The 16133-nt window shown below is 73.3% G+C and carries 13 protein-coding genes; 9 read left to right on the forward strand and 4 right to left on the reverse strand.

The window, feature by feature from the left end; all coding sequences use genetic code 11:
* Nucleotides 1-79 precede the first annotated feature (79 nt).
* The 6 genes from CXR04_RS02460 to CXR04_RS02485 all read left to right on the forward strand — a co-directional run bounded on the left by CXR04_RS02460 (nucleotide 80) and on the right by CXR04_RS02485 (nucleotide 6884).
* The gene (locus tag CXR04_RS02460; RefSeq protein ID WP_101420255.1) at nucleotides 80-1330 is read left to right on the forward strand and encodes a sensor histidine kinase; all 1251 of its coding nucleotides are present in this window, start codon (nucleotides 80-82) and stop codon (nucleotides 1328-1330) included.
* A gap of 47 nt (nucleotides 1331-1377) precedes the next feature.
* The gene (locus CXR04_RS02465; protein ID WP_101420256.1) at nucleotides 1378-2163 is read left to right on the forward strand and encodes a LytR/AlgR family response regulator transcription factor; all 786 of its coding nucleotides are present in this window, start codon (nucleotides 1378-1380) and stop codon (nucleotides 2161-2163) included.
* Between the two features lies 1 nt (nucleotide 2164).
* Complete coding sequence (locus CXR04_RS02470) at nucleotides 2165-2782, forward strand: hypothetical protein (RefSeq protein WP_101420257.1); 618 nt, start codon at nucleotides 2165-2167, stop codon at nucleotides 2780-2782.
* Between the two features lie 25 nt (nucleotides 2783-2807).
* Nucleotides 2808-4601 carry a sodium/solute symporter gene (locus tag CXR04_RS02475; RefSeq protein WP_101420258.1) on the forward strand — a complete coding sequence of 598 codons (1794 nt, stop codon included), beginning with the start codon at nucleotides 2808-2810 and terminating at the stop codon, nucleotides 4599-4601.
* A 271-nt stretch (nucleotides 4602-4872) separates the two neighbouring features.
* Nucleotides 4873-5247 (forward strand): DUF485 domain-containing protein, encoded by a 375-nt coding sequence (locus tag CXR04_RS02480; RefSeq protein ID WP_101420259.1) that lies wholly within the window; start codon nucleotides 4873-4875, stop codon nucleotides 5245-5247.
* The gene (locus CXR04_RS02485; RefSeq protein ID WP_101420260.1) at nucleotides 5244-6884 is read left to right on the forward strand and encodes a solute symporter family protein; all 1641 of its coding nucleotides are present in this window, start codon (nucleotides 5244-5246) and stop codon (nucleotides 6882-6884) included. Before CXR04_RS02480 ends, CXR04_RS02485 begins: the two co-directional genes overlap by 4 nt.
* A 235-nt stretch (nucleotides 6885-7119) precedes the next feature.
* Here the strand turns inward: CXR04_RS02485 and CXR04_RS02490 are convergent, their stop codons facing one another.
* Together CXR04_RS02490 and CXR04_RS36615 are read right to left on the reverse strand one after the other, a co-directional pair.
* Nucleotides 7120-8031, reverse strand: coding sequence for a LysR family transcriptional regulator (locus tag CXR04_RS02490; RefSeq protein ID WP_101420261.1), 912 nt, complete (start codon nucleotides 8029-8031; stop codon nucleotides 7120-7122).
* A 162-nt stretch (nucleotides 8032-8193) separates the two neighbouring features.
* Nucleotides 8194-8343, reverse strand: coding sequence for a hypothetical protein (locus tag CXR04_RS36615; RefSeq protein ID WP_199850379.1), 150 nt, complete (start codon nucleotides 8341-8343; stop codon nucleotides 8194-8196).
* An 86-nt stretch (nucleotides 8344-8429) separates the two neighbouring features.
* Between CXR04_RS36615 and CXR04_RS02500 the strand changes: the two genes are divergently transcribed.
* Nucleotides 8430-9305, forward strand: a complete 876-nt coding sequence (locus CXR04_RS02500) for a class I SAM-dependent methyltransferase (RefSeq protein ID WP_101420263.1) — start codon at nucleotides 8430-8432, stop codon at nucleotides 9303-9305.
* Nucleotides 9306-9401: 96 nt separating this feature from the next.
* Complete coding sequence (locus CXR04_RS02505; protein ID WP_101420264.1) at nucleotides 9402-10922, forward strand: sulfatase family protein; 1521 nt, start codon at nucleotides 9402-9404, stop codon at nucleotides 10920-10922.
* Between the two features lie 18 nt (nucleotides 10923-10940).
* On the opposite strand, the gene CXR04_RS02510 is transcribed toward CXR04_RS02505, so the two are convergent.
* The gene (locus tag CXR04_RS02510; protein WP_101420265.1) at nucleotides 10941-13178 is read right to left on the reverse strand and encodes an ATP-binding cassette domain-containing protein; all 2238 of its coding nucleotides are present in this window, start codon (nucleotides 13176-13178) and stop codon (nucleotides 10941-10943) included.
* 98 nt (nucleotides 13179-13276) lie between these two features.
* A complete protein-coding gene (locus tag CXR04_RS02515) occupies nucleotides 13277-13711 on the reverse strand; it encodes an anti-sigma factor antagonist (protein WP_101420266.1) in 435 nt (144 codons plus the stop codon).
* 326 nt (nucleotides 13712-14037) lie between these two features.
* On the opposite strand from CXR04_RS02515, the gene CXR04_RS02520 reads away from it, so the two are divergent.
* Nucleotides 14038-16122: a family 20 glycosylhydrolase gene (locus tag CXR04_RS02520; protein ID WP_101420267.1), complete on the forward strand. Its 2085-nt coding sequence runs from the start codon at nucleotides 14038-14040 to the stop codon at nucleotides 16120-16122.
* Nucleotides 16123-16133: the final 11 nt, after the last annotated feature.

Below are 16133 nucleotides of genomic sequence, written 5' to 3' on the forward strand. Positions count from 1 at the left end.
GGCACTGCCGGGCCTCTTGCCTGACGACGCCCGCTGCCGCCGACCGCCCCCGGCGCGGTAGCGTCCGTCCATGCCCGGGATGTCGGCCGCCACCGCCGCGCTGCTGCTCGGAGCCGTCGTGGTGCTCTGCGCCGCCGCGGTGCTCATCGGCGTGCGCGTCGCACGCAACCAGCAGTACGGCACGGCGCAGGAGCGCGCCGCGTACGAGACGCTGCACACCGCCTCCCTCGCCGGCCCCCCGCTGCGCGCCGGCCTCACCGCGGACACCGCTCGCCGCGCCGCCCCGCACCTGCGCGACCTCCTCGGCGTGCCCGCGCTCGCGCTCGCGGACGGCACGGGCGAGCTGCTGGCCTGGGACGGCCCCGAGGGCAAGCCCGGCCACGACCACTCCGAAGCCGTCCCCGACGCCGCGGCCCAGGTGACGGACAGCGGCCGCACGCAGGTCATCGGCCCCCGCGAGGTGGCCTGCGCCTGGCCGGACTGCCCGCTGCGGCACGCCGTGGCGGTGCCGCTGGCGGTCGCCGGCCGCGTCGACGGCGTGCTCGCCGTCTTCACCTCGCAAGCGTCCGCGGGCCTGGTGCGCGCCGCCTCCGAGGTGGCCCGCTGGGTCTCCGCGCAACTGGAGCTGGCCGAGCTGGACAGCTCCCGGGCCGCCGCCAGCGAGGCGGAGCTGCGGGCGCTGCGCGCGCAGATCTCCCCGCACTTCATCTACAACTCCCTCTCCACCGTCGCCTCCTTCGTGCGCACCGACCCGGAGCGCGCCCGCGAGCTGATCGTGGAGTTCGCCGAGTTCACGCGCTACTCCTTCCGCCGCCACGGCGACTTCACGTCCCTCTCCGAGGAACTGCGCTGCATCGACCGCTACCTGCTGCTGGAGCGCGCCCGCTTCGGCGGCCGGCTGGAGGTCTCGCTGCGGGTGGCGCCCGAGGTGCTGAGCGTCGTGGTGCCGTTCCTGTGCCTCCAGCCGCTGGTGGAGAACGCGGTACGGCACGGGCTGGAGAAGAAGCCGGGGCCCGGCCGGCTCACCATCACCGCGGCCGACGGCGGCAGCGAGGCGCTGATCAGCGTCGAGGACGACGGCGCCGGCATGGCGGCGGAGACGCTGGCCCGCACCCTGGCCGGTGATCTGGCGGAGCTGGCCGAGCTGGCGGGGGACGCGCCGCGGGCGCCGGGCATCGGGCTGCGGAACGTCGACGAGCGGCTGCGGCAGGTCTACGGGGACGCCTACGGACTCGTCATCGAGACCGCTCCGGGCGCCGGGACGAAGGTGCACGTCCGGGTGCCGAAGTTCCATCCGGACGCGGTCCAGAGCGGCCCCGGCGGGATGTGAGCGAGAGACGGGTTTCGCTGCCGCCGCGCCCCGCATAGGGTTCCCGCATGCTGCACACTCTCGCCGTCGACGACGAGGAGCCCGCGCTGGCGGAGCTGGCGTACCTGCTGCGCCGCGACCCGCGGGTGGCCGAGGTGCAGACGGCCGGCGACGCGCAGCAGGCGCTGCTGGCCCTGGACCGGGCGCTGGCCTCGGGCCGTTCGGTGGACGCCGTGTTCCTGGACATCGGCATGCCGGGCCTGGACGGGCTGGCGCTGGCCCGGCTGATATCCCGGTTCGCGCAGCCGCCGCGGGTGGTGTTCGTCACCGCGCACGAGGATCATGCGGTGGAGGCGTTCGCGCTGCGCGCCGCGGACTACGTGCTCAAGCCCGTGGCGCCGGAGCGGCTCGCGGAGGCGGTGCGCCGCTGTGCCGAGTCGGCCGCGGAGCCGGCGCCGGACGAGCAGCCCGAGCCGGTCGGTGCGGCGCCGGCGGACCGCGCGGCAGTGGCGGACGAGGTCATCAGCGTGGAACTCGCCGGTGTCACGCGGTTCGTGCAGCGCAGAGAGGTGCTCTACGCCGAGGCGCAGGGCGACTACGCGCGGCTGCACACCGGCGGCGGCAGCCACCTCGTCCGTATCCCGCTCGCGACGCTGGAGGAGCGGTGGGGGGCGGCCGGGTTCGTCCGCATCCACCGCAGCCACCTCGTCGCCCTGCACCACGTGCGCGAGCTGCGGATGGAGGCGGGGCGTACGTACGTGGTCCTCGGCGGGCACGTGCTGCCGGTCAGCCGGCGGCACACCCGTCAGGTCCGCGAGATGCTGGTCCGACATCCACCCACGGCGGCGGTGTGACATGGCGGGCGATCGGGGGATCTCCGCGCCGAAGAGCGGCGCGCGGAAGAGCGGTGCGCCCGGCGGCCGCGCAGCCAAGGCGAGTTCGCAGAAGAGCAGGGCGCAGAAGAGCGGCACCCGGAAAAACGGCGCGCAGCAGAACGGCGACGCCGAGGCCGCCCGGCAGACCGGAACGCCCGACTCCCACGTGCCCCACAGCCGCACCCCGCAGAGCACCGCCCCGCCGGAACCACCCGAGCCGCCGCCCCGCGTGACCGTCGCCCACCCCCGCACCCTCGCCGCCCGCAGCTCCCAGCCGCTGCCCGGCAGCCGTGCCCTCGTCGCCGACGACCTGGGCCGCCAGACCCCGCTGGGCGACGTCTACCTCCGCTCCCTGATGCGCACCCAACTGCGCCTCGCCGCCTTCGTCGTCGGCGCCCTCGGCGTCGTGCTCGGCGTGCTGCCGGTGCTGCTGGCGACCGTGCCCAGCGTGCGCGACAGCACGCTGGCCGGCGTGCCCGTGCCGTGGCTGGTGATCGGGGTCGCGGTGCACCCGGTGATCCTCGCGCTGGCGTGGGTGTACCAGCGCCAGGCGCGCAAGAACGAGGCCGAGTTCGCGGACCTGGTCGAGCGGTCGTGACCGCGGTCGTGACAGGGCACAGCACGTGAACACCGTCCAGCCCGCCGTCGCCGTGGCCGTCGTCTGCGTAGCCACGGCCCTCTTCGGCGTGTACGGGCTGCGCCCCGGCCGCGCCACCTCCGACTTCTACGTCGCCTCCCGCGCCGTGACGCCGCTGCAGAACGCCTCCGCCATCGGCGGCGAGTACCTGTCGGCCGCGTCCTTCCTCGGCATCGCGGGCCTCGTGCTCGCGTACGGCGCCGACATGCTCTGGTACGGCGTCGGCTACACCGCCGGCTACCTGGTCCTCCTCGCCTTCGTCGCCGCGCCGATGCGCCGCTCCGGCGCGTACACCGTCCCGGACTTCGCCGAGGCCCGGCTGCAGTCGAAGCGCGTACGGCAGCTCGCCTCGGTGCTCGTCGTCCTCATCGGCTGGCTCTATCTGCTGCCCCAGCTCCAGGGCGCGGGGCTCACCCTGCGCACCGTCACCGGCGCCCCGCTGTGGGTCGGCCCGGTGGCCGTCGCGGCGGTGGTGATGACGACCGTCGCGTCCGGCGGGATGCGCAGTGTCACGGCGGTGCAGGCGTTCCAGTACTGGCTGAAGCTGACGGCGCTCGCGGTGCCGGTGATCTTCCTGCTGCTGGCCTGGCGCGCGGACGGCGCGCCGTGGCCGGACGCCGACGCGCCGCCGCGGTTCCGGGACACGACGACGGTGACCGTGCACCAGGCGGTCGACGTACGGGTGGAGGTTCCGGTACGGGTCACGGTGCACGGCCGGCTCGACGGCGAGCGGCTGGACGGCGACCGGGTGCGCATCGGCCCCGGCGTGCACGCGATCGGCGAGGAGACCCGGGTCCGGTTCCCCGCCGGCGCCGACGTGCCGCACCCGGTCGACGAGGAGCCCGTCGACGGCCTCAACTGGACGCGCCCGCTGTCCGGTACGGAACACCCCGGCTACGGCACGTACTCGCTGCTCATCGCCACCCTGCTCGGCACCATGGGCCTGCCGCACGTCATCGTCCGCTTCTACACCAACCCCGACGGCCCCGCCGCCCGCCGCACCACCTGGACCGTGCTGTGGCTGCTGGCCGCCTTCTACCTGCTGCCGCCGCTCTACGGCGCCCTCGGCCGCCTCTACACCCCCGAACTCCTCATGACCGGCCGCACGGACGCCACGCTGCTCCTCCTCCCCGACCGGCTGCTCGGCGGCGGCCCGGCCGCGGCGGTCCTCGGCACGCTGCTGACCGCGGGCGCGTTCGCGGCGTTCCTGTCCACCGCCTCCGGCCTGACGATGTCGGTGGCGGGTGTGCTGGGGCAGGAGCTGGAGCGCAGACGGGCCCGGCGGGCGACGGCCCCGCCGGGCAAGGCGGCCGACGCCCGCGCGGAGGTGCGGGCGACCGTGCTGCGGCTGCGGCTCGCCGGGGTGGCCGCGGCGGCGGTGCCGTGCGTGGCGTCGCTGGTGGTCGTGGAGCGGCCCGTCGCGGACGTGGTGGGGCTGGCGTTCGCGGTCGCGGCCTCGTCGTTCTGCCCGCTGCTGCTGCTCGGCATCTGGTGGCGCGGGCTGACCCCGCAGGGCGCCGCCGCCGGGCTGCTCGCGGGCGGCGGGGCGGCGCTGGCGACGGTGGCGGCGACGATGTTCGGCGTGCAACCCGGCGGCTGGCCGGGGGCGTTGCTGGCGCGGCCGGCCGCGTGGACGGTGCCGCTGGCGTTCGCGGTGATGGTGGGGGGCTCGTGGCTGACGAGGCGCAGCGTGCCCAGCGGTACGGCGCACGCGCTGCTGCGGCTGCACGCCCCCGAGTCGCTGGACCTGCCGCGCCGCCCGGGACGTACGGCGAACTGACCGACGGCGTACGGGCGGCCGCCCCACCGCGTGCGAGCACCGACCCGTTACGTGCGACCGGCCGGCCCACCGCGTACGACCGCCGCCCACCGCACGCCGTTCGGCCCGAACCGCCGCCCGGCCGACCGCTCGTCGTGCCTTCGCTACCGCTCGGCGCATCCGCGCCGCCGTTCACGGCACCACCGCCGCGCGGCGGCTCGCGCGGCGGCCCGTGCGCTTCTACGGTGGCCGCGCCCGGCCCGTCCGGACACCCCCGTCCCCCAAGGCGCCCATGGAGGCCGCGATGAGCAGCACACCCCCGACCGGCAGATCGCCGGACGTGTACGAGGAAGTACAGCAGAGCGAGGAGTTCGGGGAGCTGCGACGCGCGCACCGTTCGTTCGCGTTTCCGCTGACCGTCGGATTCATCGTCTGGTACCTGCTGTACGTGCTGCTGTCGAACTACGCGGGCGGCTTCATGGGCACCGAGGTCGTCGGCAACATCAACGTGGCGTTCGTGCTGGGCATCGCGCAGTTCGTCACCACGTTCGCCATCGCATGGTGGTACGCGCGGCACGCCGCCGCGAAGCTCGACCCCAGGTCCGAGCAGCTCAAGGCTGAGGTCGAGGGCCGGGTGGCCGGCAGTGGCACGGAGGTCGGGAAATGACGGGCGCCACCACGAACGCGCTGCAGATGGTCGCCCAGTCGGATCCGGGTGAGCACCGCACGCTGATCGTCACGCTGTTCTCGGTCTTCGTGGCGCTCACGCTCGCGGTGACGGTGTGGGCGGGACGCAAGACGAAGGACGCCACCGACTACTACGCGGGCGGCCGTTCCTTCACGGGCTTCCAGAACGGGCTGGCGATCTCCGGGGACTACATGTCCGCGGCCTCCTTCCTGGGCATCGCGGGCGCCATCGCGCTGGCGGGTTACGACGGGTTCCTGTACTCCATCGGCTTCCTGGTCGCCTGGCTGGTGGCGCTGCTGCTGGTCGCGGAACCGCTGCGCAACTCGGGCCGGTTCACCATGGGCGACGTGCTCGCGTACCGGATGCGCCAGCGTCCCGTACGCACCGCGGCCGGGGTGTCGACCATCGTGGTGTCGATCTTCTACCTGCTGGCGCAGATGGTCGGCGCGGGCGCCCTGGTCGCTCTGCTGCTGGGGATCACCGGCGAGGCGGGCAAGAACCTCATCGTGGTCCTCGTCGGCCTGGTGATGATCCTGTACGTCACCATCGGCGGCATGAAGGGCACCACCTGGGTGCAGATCATCAAGGCCGTGCTGCTGATCCTGGGCACGCTGCTGATCACGATCCTGGTGCTGGCGAAGTTCGACTTCAACATCTCCCAACTGCTGGGCGCCGCCGCGGACAACTCCGGCAAGGGCGCGTCGTTCCTGGAGCCGGGGCTGAAGTACGGGGTGACGACCACCTCGAAGATCGACTTCATCTCGCTGGGCATCGCGCTGGTGCTGGGCACCGCGGGTCTGCCGCACATCCTGATCCGCTTCTACACGGTGCCGACCGCGCAGACCGCGCGTAAGTCCGTGCTCTGGGCGATCGGCATCATCGGCGGCTTCTACCTGATGACCATCGCGCTGGGCTTCGGCGCCGCCGCGCTGATCAAACAGGAGACGATCGTCGAGTCCAACCCGGCGGGCAATACCGCGGCACCACTACTCGCGGAAGAAATCGGCGGCGGAGCGGGATCCACCGGAGGCGCGATCCTGCTGGCGATGATCTCCGCGGTCGCGTTCGCCACGATCCTCGCGGTCGTCGCAGGACTGACGCTGGCATCGTCGTCGTCGTTCGCGCACGACCTGTACGCCAACGTCATCCGCAAGGGCAAGGCCACCGAGAAGGAGGAGATCGCGGCGGCCCGGATCGCCGCCGTCGGGATCGGTGCGGTCGCCATCCTGCTGGGCGTCTTCGCGGGCAGTCTGAACGTCGCCGGCCTGGTGGCCCTGGCCTTCGCCGTGGCGGCGTCGGCGAACCTGCCGACGATCCTCTACAGCCTGTTCTGGAAGCGGTTCACCACCCAGGGCGCGCTGTGGTCCATCTACGGCGGCCTGTTCACCTCGGTGTTCCTGGTGCTGTTCTCCCCGGTGGTGTCCGGCAAGGAGACCAGCATGTGGCCGGGCGTGGACTTCCAGTGGTTCCCGCTGGAGAACCCGGGCCTGATCTCCATCCCGGCCGGCTTCATCCTCGGCTGGCTCGGCTCGATCCTGTCCAAGGACGAGGACGCCACCGGCAAGAAGTACGCCGAACTCGAGGTCCGTTCCCTCACCGGCGCCGGCGCCCACTAGGCACCGCCGCCCGGCCGGCGCGGGTCGTACCGACGACCCGCCCGGCCATGCCGGTTCCCCGCCGGCATCCGAGCGGCGGCCGGCCGGCGGTGCCCGAGCGCCTGCCGTCCGGTCGTCACCCACCCCCCTCCCCGGGGGGCGGGGCACCCTCCTCCGCCCCGCCCACTCCCGCGGGCCCGCGGGCTCCGTGCAACCGCGGGCCCGCGGGCCCTTCGGCGGTCCGGCCGTCTCCTCGCTACCCGACCGTCTCCTTCGCCCGCACCTGCAGCGCGTCCAGCGCGGCGCGCACCGCGGGGCTGCCGGTCGCACCGCGCCGGGTGACGGTGAGGAACGTACGCGACGGGACCGGCACCCCGGTGATCCGCAGCCGGCGGATCGACGGCACGCCGGAGAACTGCGCGAGCCGGGGCACGAGCGCGACGCCGAGCCCGTTGGAGACCATCACCGCCGTCACGGTCCAGTCGCACGCCTCGTGGGTCACGTTGGGCCCGAAGCCCGCCGCGCTGCAGGCCGCGAGCACGTGCTGCCGCGACCAGACGCCCGGGGGGCCGATGATCCACTGCTCCCCCGCGGCCTCGGCCAGCTCGATCGCCGTACGCGCGGCCAGCGGGTGGTCCTCCGGCACGACCAGGTCGAAGGGGTCCTCGATGAGCGTGTGCTGCTCGAAGCGCTGGTCGCCGCGGGCCGGCGCCTCGGCGGACGCCTCCACGACGGCGAGGTCCGTCTCGCAGTCGAAGAGCAGGTCGTAGCAGTCCGCGGGCTCCGCCTCGCGCAGCCGTACGTCGAGCCGCGGATGCGCCGCACGGAGCGCGCCGGCCACCGGTGCCAGCAGCCGGCACATCGCGCTCGGAAACCCGGACATGCGCAGCTCTCCGGCCGGTTCCTCGCCGAGCGCGTGCAGTTCGGCCGCCGCCCGCTCCCACTGCGCCTCGATGACGTCGGCGTGCGCGAGGAGCCCGCGCGCGGCCGGCGTGAGCCGCACCCGGCGGCCCTGCGGCTCCAGCAGCCGGACGTCCAGCTCCCGGGCGAGCTGCCGGATCTGCTGGGAGGCGGCGGAGGGCGTGAGGTGGAGTGACTCGGCGGCTGCGGTCACGGTGCCGTAGTACGCGACCGCGCGGAGCACGCGCAGCCGGCGCAGGTCAATCATGTAGGTCCTCCTTCACGATGCGCTCCATAAATCCAACCTAGACCTGAACGAATCAAACTTCCATGCTGAAGAGGCAAGGAACGCGGGCCCGGCCGAGGGGCCGCGGCCGGACGAGAACCGCCGGAGGGTACGGCGGGGAGGGGACAACACGTTGTTCGAGGGTCACTGCCCCCACTGCGGCTGGGCGGACAGCACGCCGTTCCACACGGTCTCGCAGCACCGTACGGGCAGGGGGATGACGATCTGGACCCGGTGCCAGTGCGGCTCCCTGCAGATGCGGACGGTGGACGCGGCCGGCGGCCGCATCGTCACGCGCGGGCGCCCGGCCCCCGACGCGGCGGGCGGCCCGTACCCCGGAATGGCGCGGCAGCAGACCGCGGCGCGGGTAGAAAGGTGCCATGACGGCTGACGAACCGGCGCCCACGGTCGCCGAGATGCTCCGCGCCAACGAGGCCAACTGGGACGCCCGCGCTCCCGTGCACGCGCGCAGCGACTTCTACGGCCTCGACGGCTCGCGGGCGCCGGCCGACTGGTTCGCCCCCTTCGAGTGGGACGACCTCGGCGACCTGCACGGCCGGGACGTGCTCCACCTGATGTGCCATCTGGGCACCGACACCCTCGCCTTCGCCGAGCGGGGCGCGGCCCGCACGGTCGGCCTCGACTTCTCCGCCGCGTCCGTCACCGGGGCGCGGCGGATCGCGGCGGCGGCGGGCCGGGAGGTGGAGTTCGTACGGGCCGACGTGCACAAGGCGCCCGAGGCGCTGGCGGGCCGGCGCTTCGACGTCGTCTACACCGGCAAGGGCGCGCTCTGCTATCTGCCGGATCTCGCGGCGTGGGCCGGGGTGGTACGGGCCCTGCTGCGGCCCGGCGGCGTGCTGTACCTGGCCGAGTTCCACCCGCTGCTCAACTCCCTGGGCCCCGCGGGCGATCCGGGCGAGGTGCCGGAGCTGCTGCTGCGCCACGACTACCTCGCCGGCCGCGGCCCCGTCCGCAAGGACTCCCCGTACACGTACACCGACGGCCCGCCGCTCACCGGAGCCCTCACCAGCTACGAGTGGCGCCACGGCCTCGGCGACGTGGTCACGGCGCTGGCCGGCGCCGGGCTCGCCGTCGACCTGCTGCGCGAGACGGACCTGCTGCCGTGGCCGCGGTTCGCGGCAATGGAGCGGGACCCGGCGAGCGGCTGGTGGCGGCTGCCGGCGACCCGGCCCGCGGTCCCGCTGCTCTTCGCGCTCCGCGCCACCCCCGTGCCCGGGGCCGTGCGAGGGGCTTGATCCGGGGGCCCGTTCCGGGTGACGCTCCCCTGACCACTGCACGAGCTCCGTACCGCGTACGCCACCCGCTCCCGCCCCCGTCAGGAAGCGCACCGTATGACGCAGCCCGCCCGCCGTCCCAACATCCTGCTCCTCACCAGCGACCAGCAGCACTGGAACACCCTCGGCCGCGGCAACCCCGAGATCCGCACCCCGCACCTCGACCGGCTCGCCGCCCAGGGCACCGCCTTCGAGCGCGCCTACTGCCCCAACCCGACGTGCACCCCGACCCGCGCCTCGATGATCACCGGCAAGTACCCCAGCCAGCACGGCGCGTGGACGCTCGGCACCAAGCTGCCCGAGGACCAGCCGACGCTCGGGCAGCACCTGGGCGCCGCGGGGTACACCACCTCGCTGGTCGGCAAGGCGCACTTCCAGCCGCTCGCGAGCACGGCGGAGCACCCCTCGATCGAGTCGTACCCGCTGCTGCAGGACCTGGACTTCTGGCGGGACTTCCACGGCCCGTACTACGGCTTCGACCACGTGGAGCTGGCCCGCAACCACACCGCGGAGGCGCACGCGGGGCAGCACTACGCCCTCTGGCTGGAGCAGCAGGGCTGCGCGGACTGGCGGCGGTACTTCCGGCCGCCGACCGGCACCCTGGACCCCGGCGTGCGGCACACCTGGCCGATCCCGGAGGAACTGCACTACAACGCCTGGATCGCCGAGCGCACCGGCACGCTGCTTGAGGGGTACGCGGAGGGGGACGAGCCGTTCTTCTGCTGGGCCAGCTTCTTCGACCCGCATCCGCCCTACCTCGTGCCCGAGCCCTGGGACCGGATGTACGACCCGGACGCGCTGACCGTGCCGGAGGCCGTCGCGGGCGAACACGACGGCAACCCGCCGCACTTCGGCCTCACCCAGCAGGACCGGCCGGACTTCTCGCCGTGGCAGGAGTCGGGGCAGTACGTCCACGGCTTCCACTCCCACCGGCTGCCGGCCGCCGAGCGGCGCCGGCTGGTGGCGACGTACTACGGGATGGTCAGCATGCTCGACGCGTACGTCGGCCGGATCCTGGACCGGCTCGACGCGCTGGGGCTGGCCGGGGACACGATCGTGGTGTTCACCACCGACCACGGGCACTTCTTCGGCCAGCACGGGCTGCAGGCCAAGGGCGCGTTCCACTACGAGGACCTGCTGCGGGTGCCGTTCCTCGCCCGGCTGCCCGGCCGGGTGCCCGCGGGGCGCGCCTCCTCCGCGCTGGTGTCGACCGTCGACCTCGCGCCGACGTTCCTGGAGCTGGCCGGGCTGCCGGTGCCGCGGGAGATGACCGGCGTGAGCCAGGCGGAGGTCCTCACCGGCGGCGCGCCGAGCGCGCGGGACCACGTCATCTGCGAGTTCCGGCACGAGCCGACCGCGGTCAGCCTGCGCACGTACGTCGACGACCGGTACAAGCTGACGGTCTATCAGGGGCGCACGTACGGCGAGCTGTTCGACCTGCGCGCCGATCCGGGCGAGACGCGCAACCTGTGGGACGACCCGGGGAGCGCCGGGCTCAAGTCCGAGCTGCTGCTCCGGTACATCTGGGCGGAGCTGGGCAAGGAGCCGATGTGGATGCCGCGGGTGGCGGCGGCGTAGGCGCTCCCCGGGGCCGGGTCAGTCCCGGTCGACGTACTCGCGCAGATGCTGCGCCGTGAGCGTGTCCGCCTTCCCTACCAGGTCGGCCGGGGTGCCGGTGAACACCACCCGGCCGCCGTCGTGGCCGCCGCCGGGGCCGAGGTCGATCAGCCAGTCGGCGTGCGCCATGACCGCCTGGTGGTGCTCGATGACGACCACCGTGTTGCCGTCGTCGACCAGCCGGTCGAGCAGCGCGAGCAGCTTGTCGACGTCGGCCATGTGCAGCCCGGTGGTCGGCTCGTCGAGGATGTACGTGGCCGCCTTCTCGGCCATGTGGATGGCCAGCTTCAGCCGCTGCCGCTCGCCGCCCGAGAGGGTGTTGAGCGGCTGGCCGAGGCGCAGGTAGCCCAGGCCCACGTCGGCGAGCCGGCCGAGGATGGCGTGCGCCTGGCCGGCGGGGAAGAAGCCGTGCGCCTCGGCGACCGACATCTCCAGCACCTCGCTGATGTTCTTGCCGCGCAGCGTGTACGTGAGCACCTCGGGCGTGTAGCGCTTGCCCTCGCACTCCTCGCACACGGACGCGACGCCGGCCATCATCGCCAGGTCGGTGTAGATCAGCCCGATGCCCTTGCACTTGGGGCAGGCGCCGGCGGAATTGGCCGAGAAGAGCGCGGCCTTGACGCCGTTGGCCTTCGCGAAGGCGGTACGCATCGGGCCGAGCAGCCCGGTGTACGTCGCGGGGTTGGACCGCCGCGAGCCGCGGATCGGCGACTGGTCGGCGACCACGACGCCGTCCCGCCCGGCGAGGTAGCCGTGCACGAGCGAGGACTTGCCGGAGCCGGCGACGCCGGTGACCACCGTGAGCACCCCGAGCGGCACCTCGACGCCGACGTCGCGGAGGTTGTGCAGGTCGGCGCCCGCGACGGCGATGTGCCCGCGCGGCTGCCTGGGCCGCTCCCGCAGCCGTACCCGGTGCTCCAGATACCGGCCGGTCAGCGTGCCGGAGGCGCGCAGGCCCGGCACGTCGCCGCTGAAGGTGACGTGCCCGCCGTCGCTGCCCGCGCCGGGGCCGAGGTCCACGACGTGGTCGGCGATGGCGACGACCTCCGGCTTGTGCTCCACGACGAGCACGGTGTTGCCCTTGTCGCGCAGTTGCAGCAGCAGGTCGTTCATCCGCCGGATGTCGTGCGGGTGCAGCCCGATGGTGGGCTCGTCGAAGACGTACGTGACGTCGGTGAGGCTGGAGCCGAGGTGGCGGACCATCTTCACGCGCTGCGCCTCGCCGCCGGAGAGGGTGGCGGAGGGGCGGTCGAGGCTGAGGTAGCCGAGGCCGATCTCGACCAGCGAGTCCAGCACCCCGCGCAGGTTGTCCAGCAGCGGCCCCACCGACTCGTCCTCGATCGCGCGGACGAACTTGGCGAGGTCGGTGATCTGCAGGGCGGCGCACTCGGCGATGTTCCGGCCCTGGATCTTCGAGGAGAGCGCGGCGGCGGAAAGCCGGGTGCCGCCGCAGTCGGGGCACCCGGCGAAGACGACGGCGCGGTCGACGAAGGCGCGGACGTGGCTCTGCAGCGCGTCGCGCTCCTTCACCAGCCACATCCGGGTGATCTTGGGTATGAGCCCCTCGTACGTGATGTTGTGGTTGCCGACCTTGACCTTCACGGTCTCCTTGTGGAGGAGGTCGTGCCACTCCTGGTCGGTGAAGTCCGCGAGCTTCTTGTCCGGGTCGTAGAAGCCGGAGGAGACCAGGACCTCCCAGTACCAGTTGCCGACGGCGAAGTTCGGGATGGTGACGGCGCCCTCGTTGAGCGAGAGCCGGCGGTCGGCGAGCTGGTCGACGTCGATCTGCGAGACCTCGCCCAGGCCCTCGCAGCGCGGGCACATGCCCTCGGGGATGTTGAAGCTGAACGCGCCCGAGGTGCCCACGTGCGGCTCGCCGAGCCGGCTGAACAGGATGCGCAGCATCGCGTACGCGTCGGTGGCCGTGCCCACCGTGGAGCGGGAGTTGGCGCCCATCCGCTCCTGGTCGATGACGATGGCGGCGGAGAGGTTGTGCAGCCCGTCGGCGTCCGGCCGGGGCAGGTTCGGCATGTAGGTCTGGACGAAGGCGCTGTACGTCTCGTTGATCAGCCGCTGCGACTCCGCGGCGATGGTGCCGAAGACGAGCGAGGACTTGCCGGAGCCGGAGACGCCGGTGAAGACCGAGAGCCGCCGCTTGGGGATGTCGAGCGAGATGCCGGCCAGGTTGTTCGCCCGGGCGCCGCGCACCTTGATCATGTCGTGGGTGTCGGCGAGGCTCGCCGCGCCGGCCGCGGGCCCCGGGCCCGGCGGGTCGTTCTCTGCTGCTTGTGCTGAACACATGAGCGCGATTTTAATCAAATTTGACTAGCGACCGCTTCCGGGTTTTCTCCGGGCAGGGCGTCCGCCAGCGTCGGCACCGGACCGAGCGCGTCGAGGAGGCCGCAGCACCGCAGGACCCGGTGCACGGTGCCGCCCTCGGGGCAGACCAGCCGCAGCTCGCCGCCGCGGTCGCCGGTGCGCCTGCGGGCGCGTATCAGCAGCCGCAGTCCCGAGCAGTCGAGGAACTCCGTCCGCCGCAGGTCGATGATCACGCGCGGCGCGGGCGCGCCGGTGATCACGTCGAGGTACGGCTCGACATCGAGCTGGGCGGCGAGGTCGATCTCGCCGGTCAGCTCCAGCACCGTGAATCCGTGCAGCCGGTAGCTCCGCGCGAAGCGCGACTCCACCCGGTCGGCGTGGTCGTCGCCGCCGGTACGCCACGAAGCTCCGGTCACGTCGTCTGTGTACACCACGTGCTCCCCCCACGGGGCCCGTTCTGCCCAGCCTGGGGCAGGCAGCCGAGGTCATAGTCACCGGGGTCCTGGGTGGACCGCCAACCGTAGTGCGGCATGTCGGGACAGGGGCAAGGTTGGCGCAAACGAGCCGGTCAAGTTTCCCTCGACCGGGCGATTAATCCACAAACAGCTTGACCGATCCTCACACCATACGGCAATGGGCGATACGGCATCGGGGTGCGCGGGCGCGTAAGTCCACGCCGCGCCGCGCTTCCGTCCATGGCCGCGGTCGCCGACGGGCTGGTACGCCTGGGCAGTTGACGTCGCCCGAGGGAGCCGCCATGCCGCAGGAGACCCCAGCGCCAGCACCGCGCAGCCCGTCCGTACGCACGACGCCGCACCCCGGGCCGTATGCCCGCCGCCGGAACCGGCGCCCCGGCAGCCGCGCGCCGTGGCTCGCCGCGGCCGCCGGGATGCTGCTGTCCCTCGCCCCCGGCGTGCCCGCGAGCCAGGCCGCCGAGCCCAACCCCGCGCCCGTCACGGTCCCTTCGGTCCGCTCGTGGGAGGGCGGCACGGGCACGTGGGAGCTGACCCGGCACAGCCGGATCGTGCTGGACCGCGGTGATGCCGGGCGACTGGCGCCCACCGCGGCGACGCTCGCCCGCGAACTGGACCTCCAGGAGGGGCTGCGCCCGCGGATCGCCACCGGCCGCCCCGGCCCGGGCGACATCGGCCTGGCCCTCGGCGGCGGCGCCCCCTCCCCCGAGGGGTACGAGCTGGACCTCGCCGACTCGGCCCGGATCACCGCCCCCGACCGCCGAGGCGTGCTCTACGGCACCCGCACCCTGCTCCAGGCCCTGCGCACCAGCGACGCGGAGCACGAGGTCGCCCGCGGGACCGTACGCGACCACCCCACCCACGGCGAGCGCGGCACGATGCTCGACGCGGGCCGCCGGTACTACTCCGTGGACTACCTCAGACAGCAGATCCGTCAGCTCGCCTGGTACAAGCTCAACACCTTCCACCTGCATCTGACGGACTGGAACGGCTACCGCATCGAGAGCGACAAGTATCCGGAGATCGTCGCGGAACAGCACTACACCAAGCGCCAGTTGCGCGACCTGGAGGACTACGCGGCGCACTACGGCGTGACGCTCGTACCGGAGATCGACCTGCCCGGGCACGCCGTCTCCATCGGCGACGCCCGCCCCGACCTGGCGTTCGCCTGCGAGTCGATGTCCCGGCCGAGCAACGGCTGGGAGGGCTCGGACCGCGGCCACTGGACCCTGGACTACACCAAGCCGGAGACGCGGCGCTTCGCCCGCGAACTGGTCGCCGAGGTCGCGGACGTCTTCGACAGCCCCTACCTCCACCTCGGCACCGACGAGATCCCGCTGCGCCCGGCGCAGGAGGCGTGCCCCGAGCTCGTCGCGTACCAGAAGAAGCAGGGCTACCCCTACCCCGGCGACGTGCTGGTGGAGTTCATCGACGACCTCGCCGGGGCCGTCCGCGCCGAGGGCAGGACGGCGGAGGTCTGGCAGTGGTGGGACTTCCAGCAGCCCACGAGCATCGACCCGGACAAGCGCACCGCGGTCACCGAATGGCTCTCGCCCCCCGGCGGCCGGGCCGCCGAGGGCTACCCGACCGTGGGGATGGAGGAGAGCAAGCTGTACATGAGCGCCGGATTCGGCGCCACGCCCGGTGACTACGCCTTCTTCGACGTACGCGACGTGTACCGCGACTACCCGTTCGAGTCCGCACCCAACATCCGCGGCTACCGGATGGCCCGCTGGTCCGACCGCACCTACGACTACTCCGCCGGCTGGGTCGACTACTTCGCCCGCCGCCCGCTCGCCGTCGTCGCCGACCGCACCTGGGCGGCCCCGGCCGGCTCCCCCGTGCAGCCGTTCCTCGACGCCTACGACCGCGTCGGCGACGCACTGCCGGTCACGGTCTCCGACCCGGCGGACCCCGAGTCGCAGATCGGCGCCAACCCCGGTCTGTACGGGCAGGAGGGCTGGACGGCGACGGCCACCAGCGAGGAGAGCGCCGGCGAGCCGGGCGGGGCGGCGCGCGCCGTCGACAACGACCCGTACACCCACTGGCACAGCGGCTACGGTGCCGCGCTGCCGCAGCAGTTGTCCGTCGACACGGGCGCCCAGCGGCGCCTCGCCGGGGTCCGCTACATGCCGCGGCAGGACGGCGGCCTCAACGGCCGGGTGAAGGACTACGAGGTGCTGGTCTCCGCCGACGGCGAGCGCTGGCGGACGGTGGCGGCGGGCAGCTTCCCCGAGGACCGCACGGAGTTCACCGTGCCGTTCCGGGAGGTGAAGGCGAGGCACATCGCACTGAAGGTGCTCAGTGAGCACGGCGCGTCGAATACCTTCGCCTCGGTCGCCGAACTGGACGCCGTACGCGCCCGGTGAGCCCCGCGGGG

Source organism: Streptomyces sp. CMB-StM0423 (genome assembly GCF_002847285.1).
GTDB lineage: Bacteria > Actinomycetota > Actinomycetes > Streptomycetales > Streptomycetaceae > Streptomyces.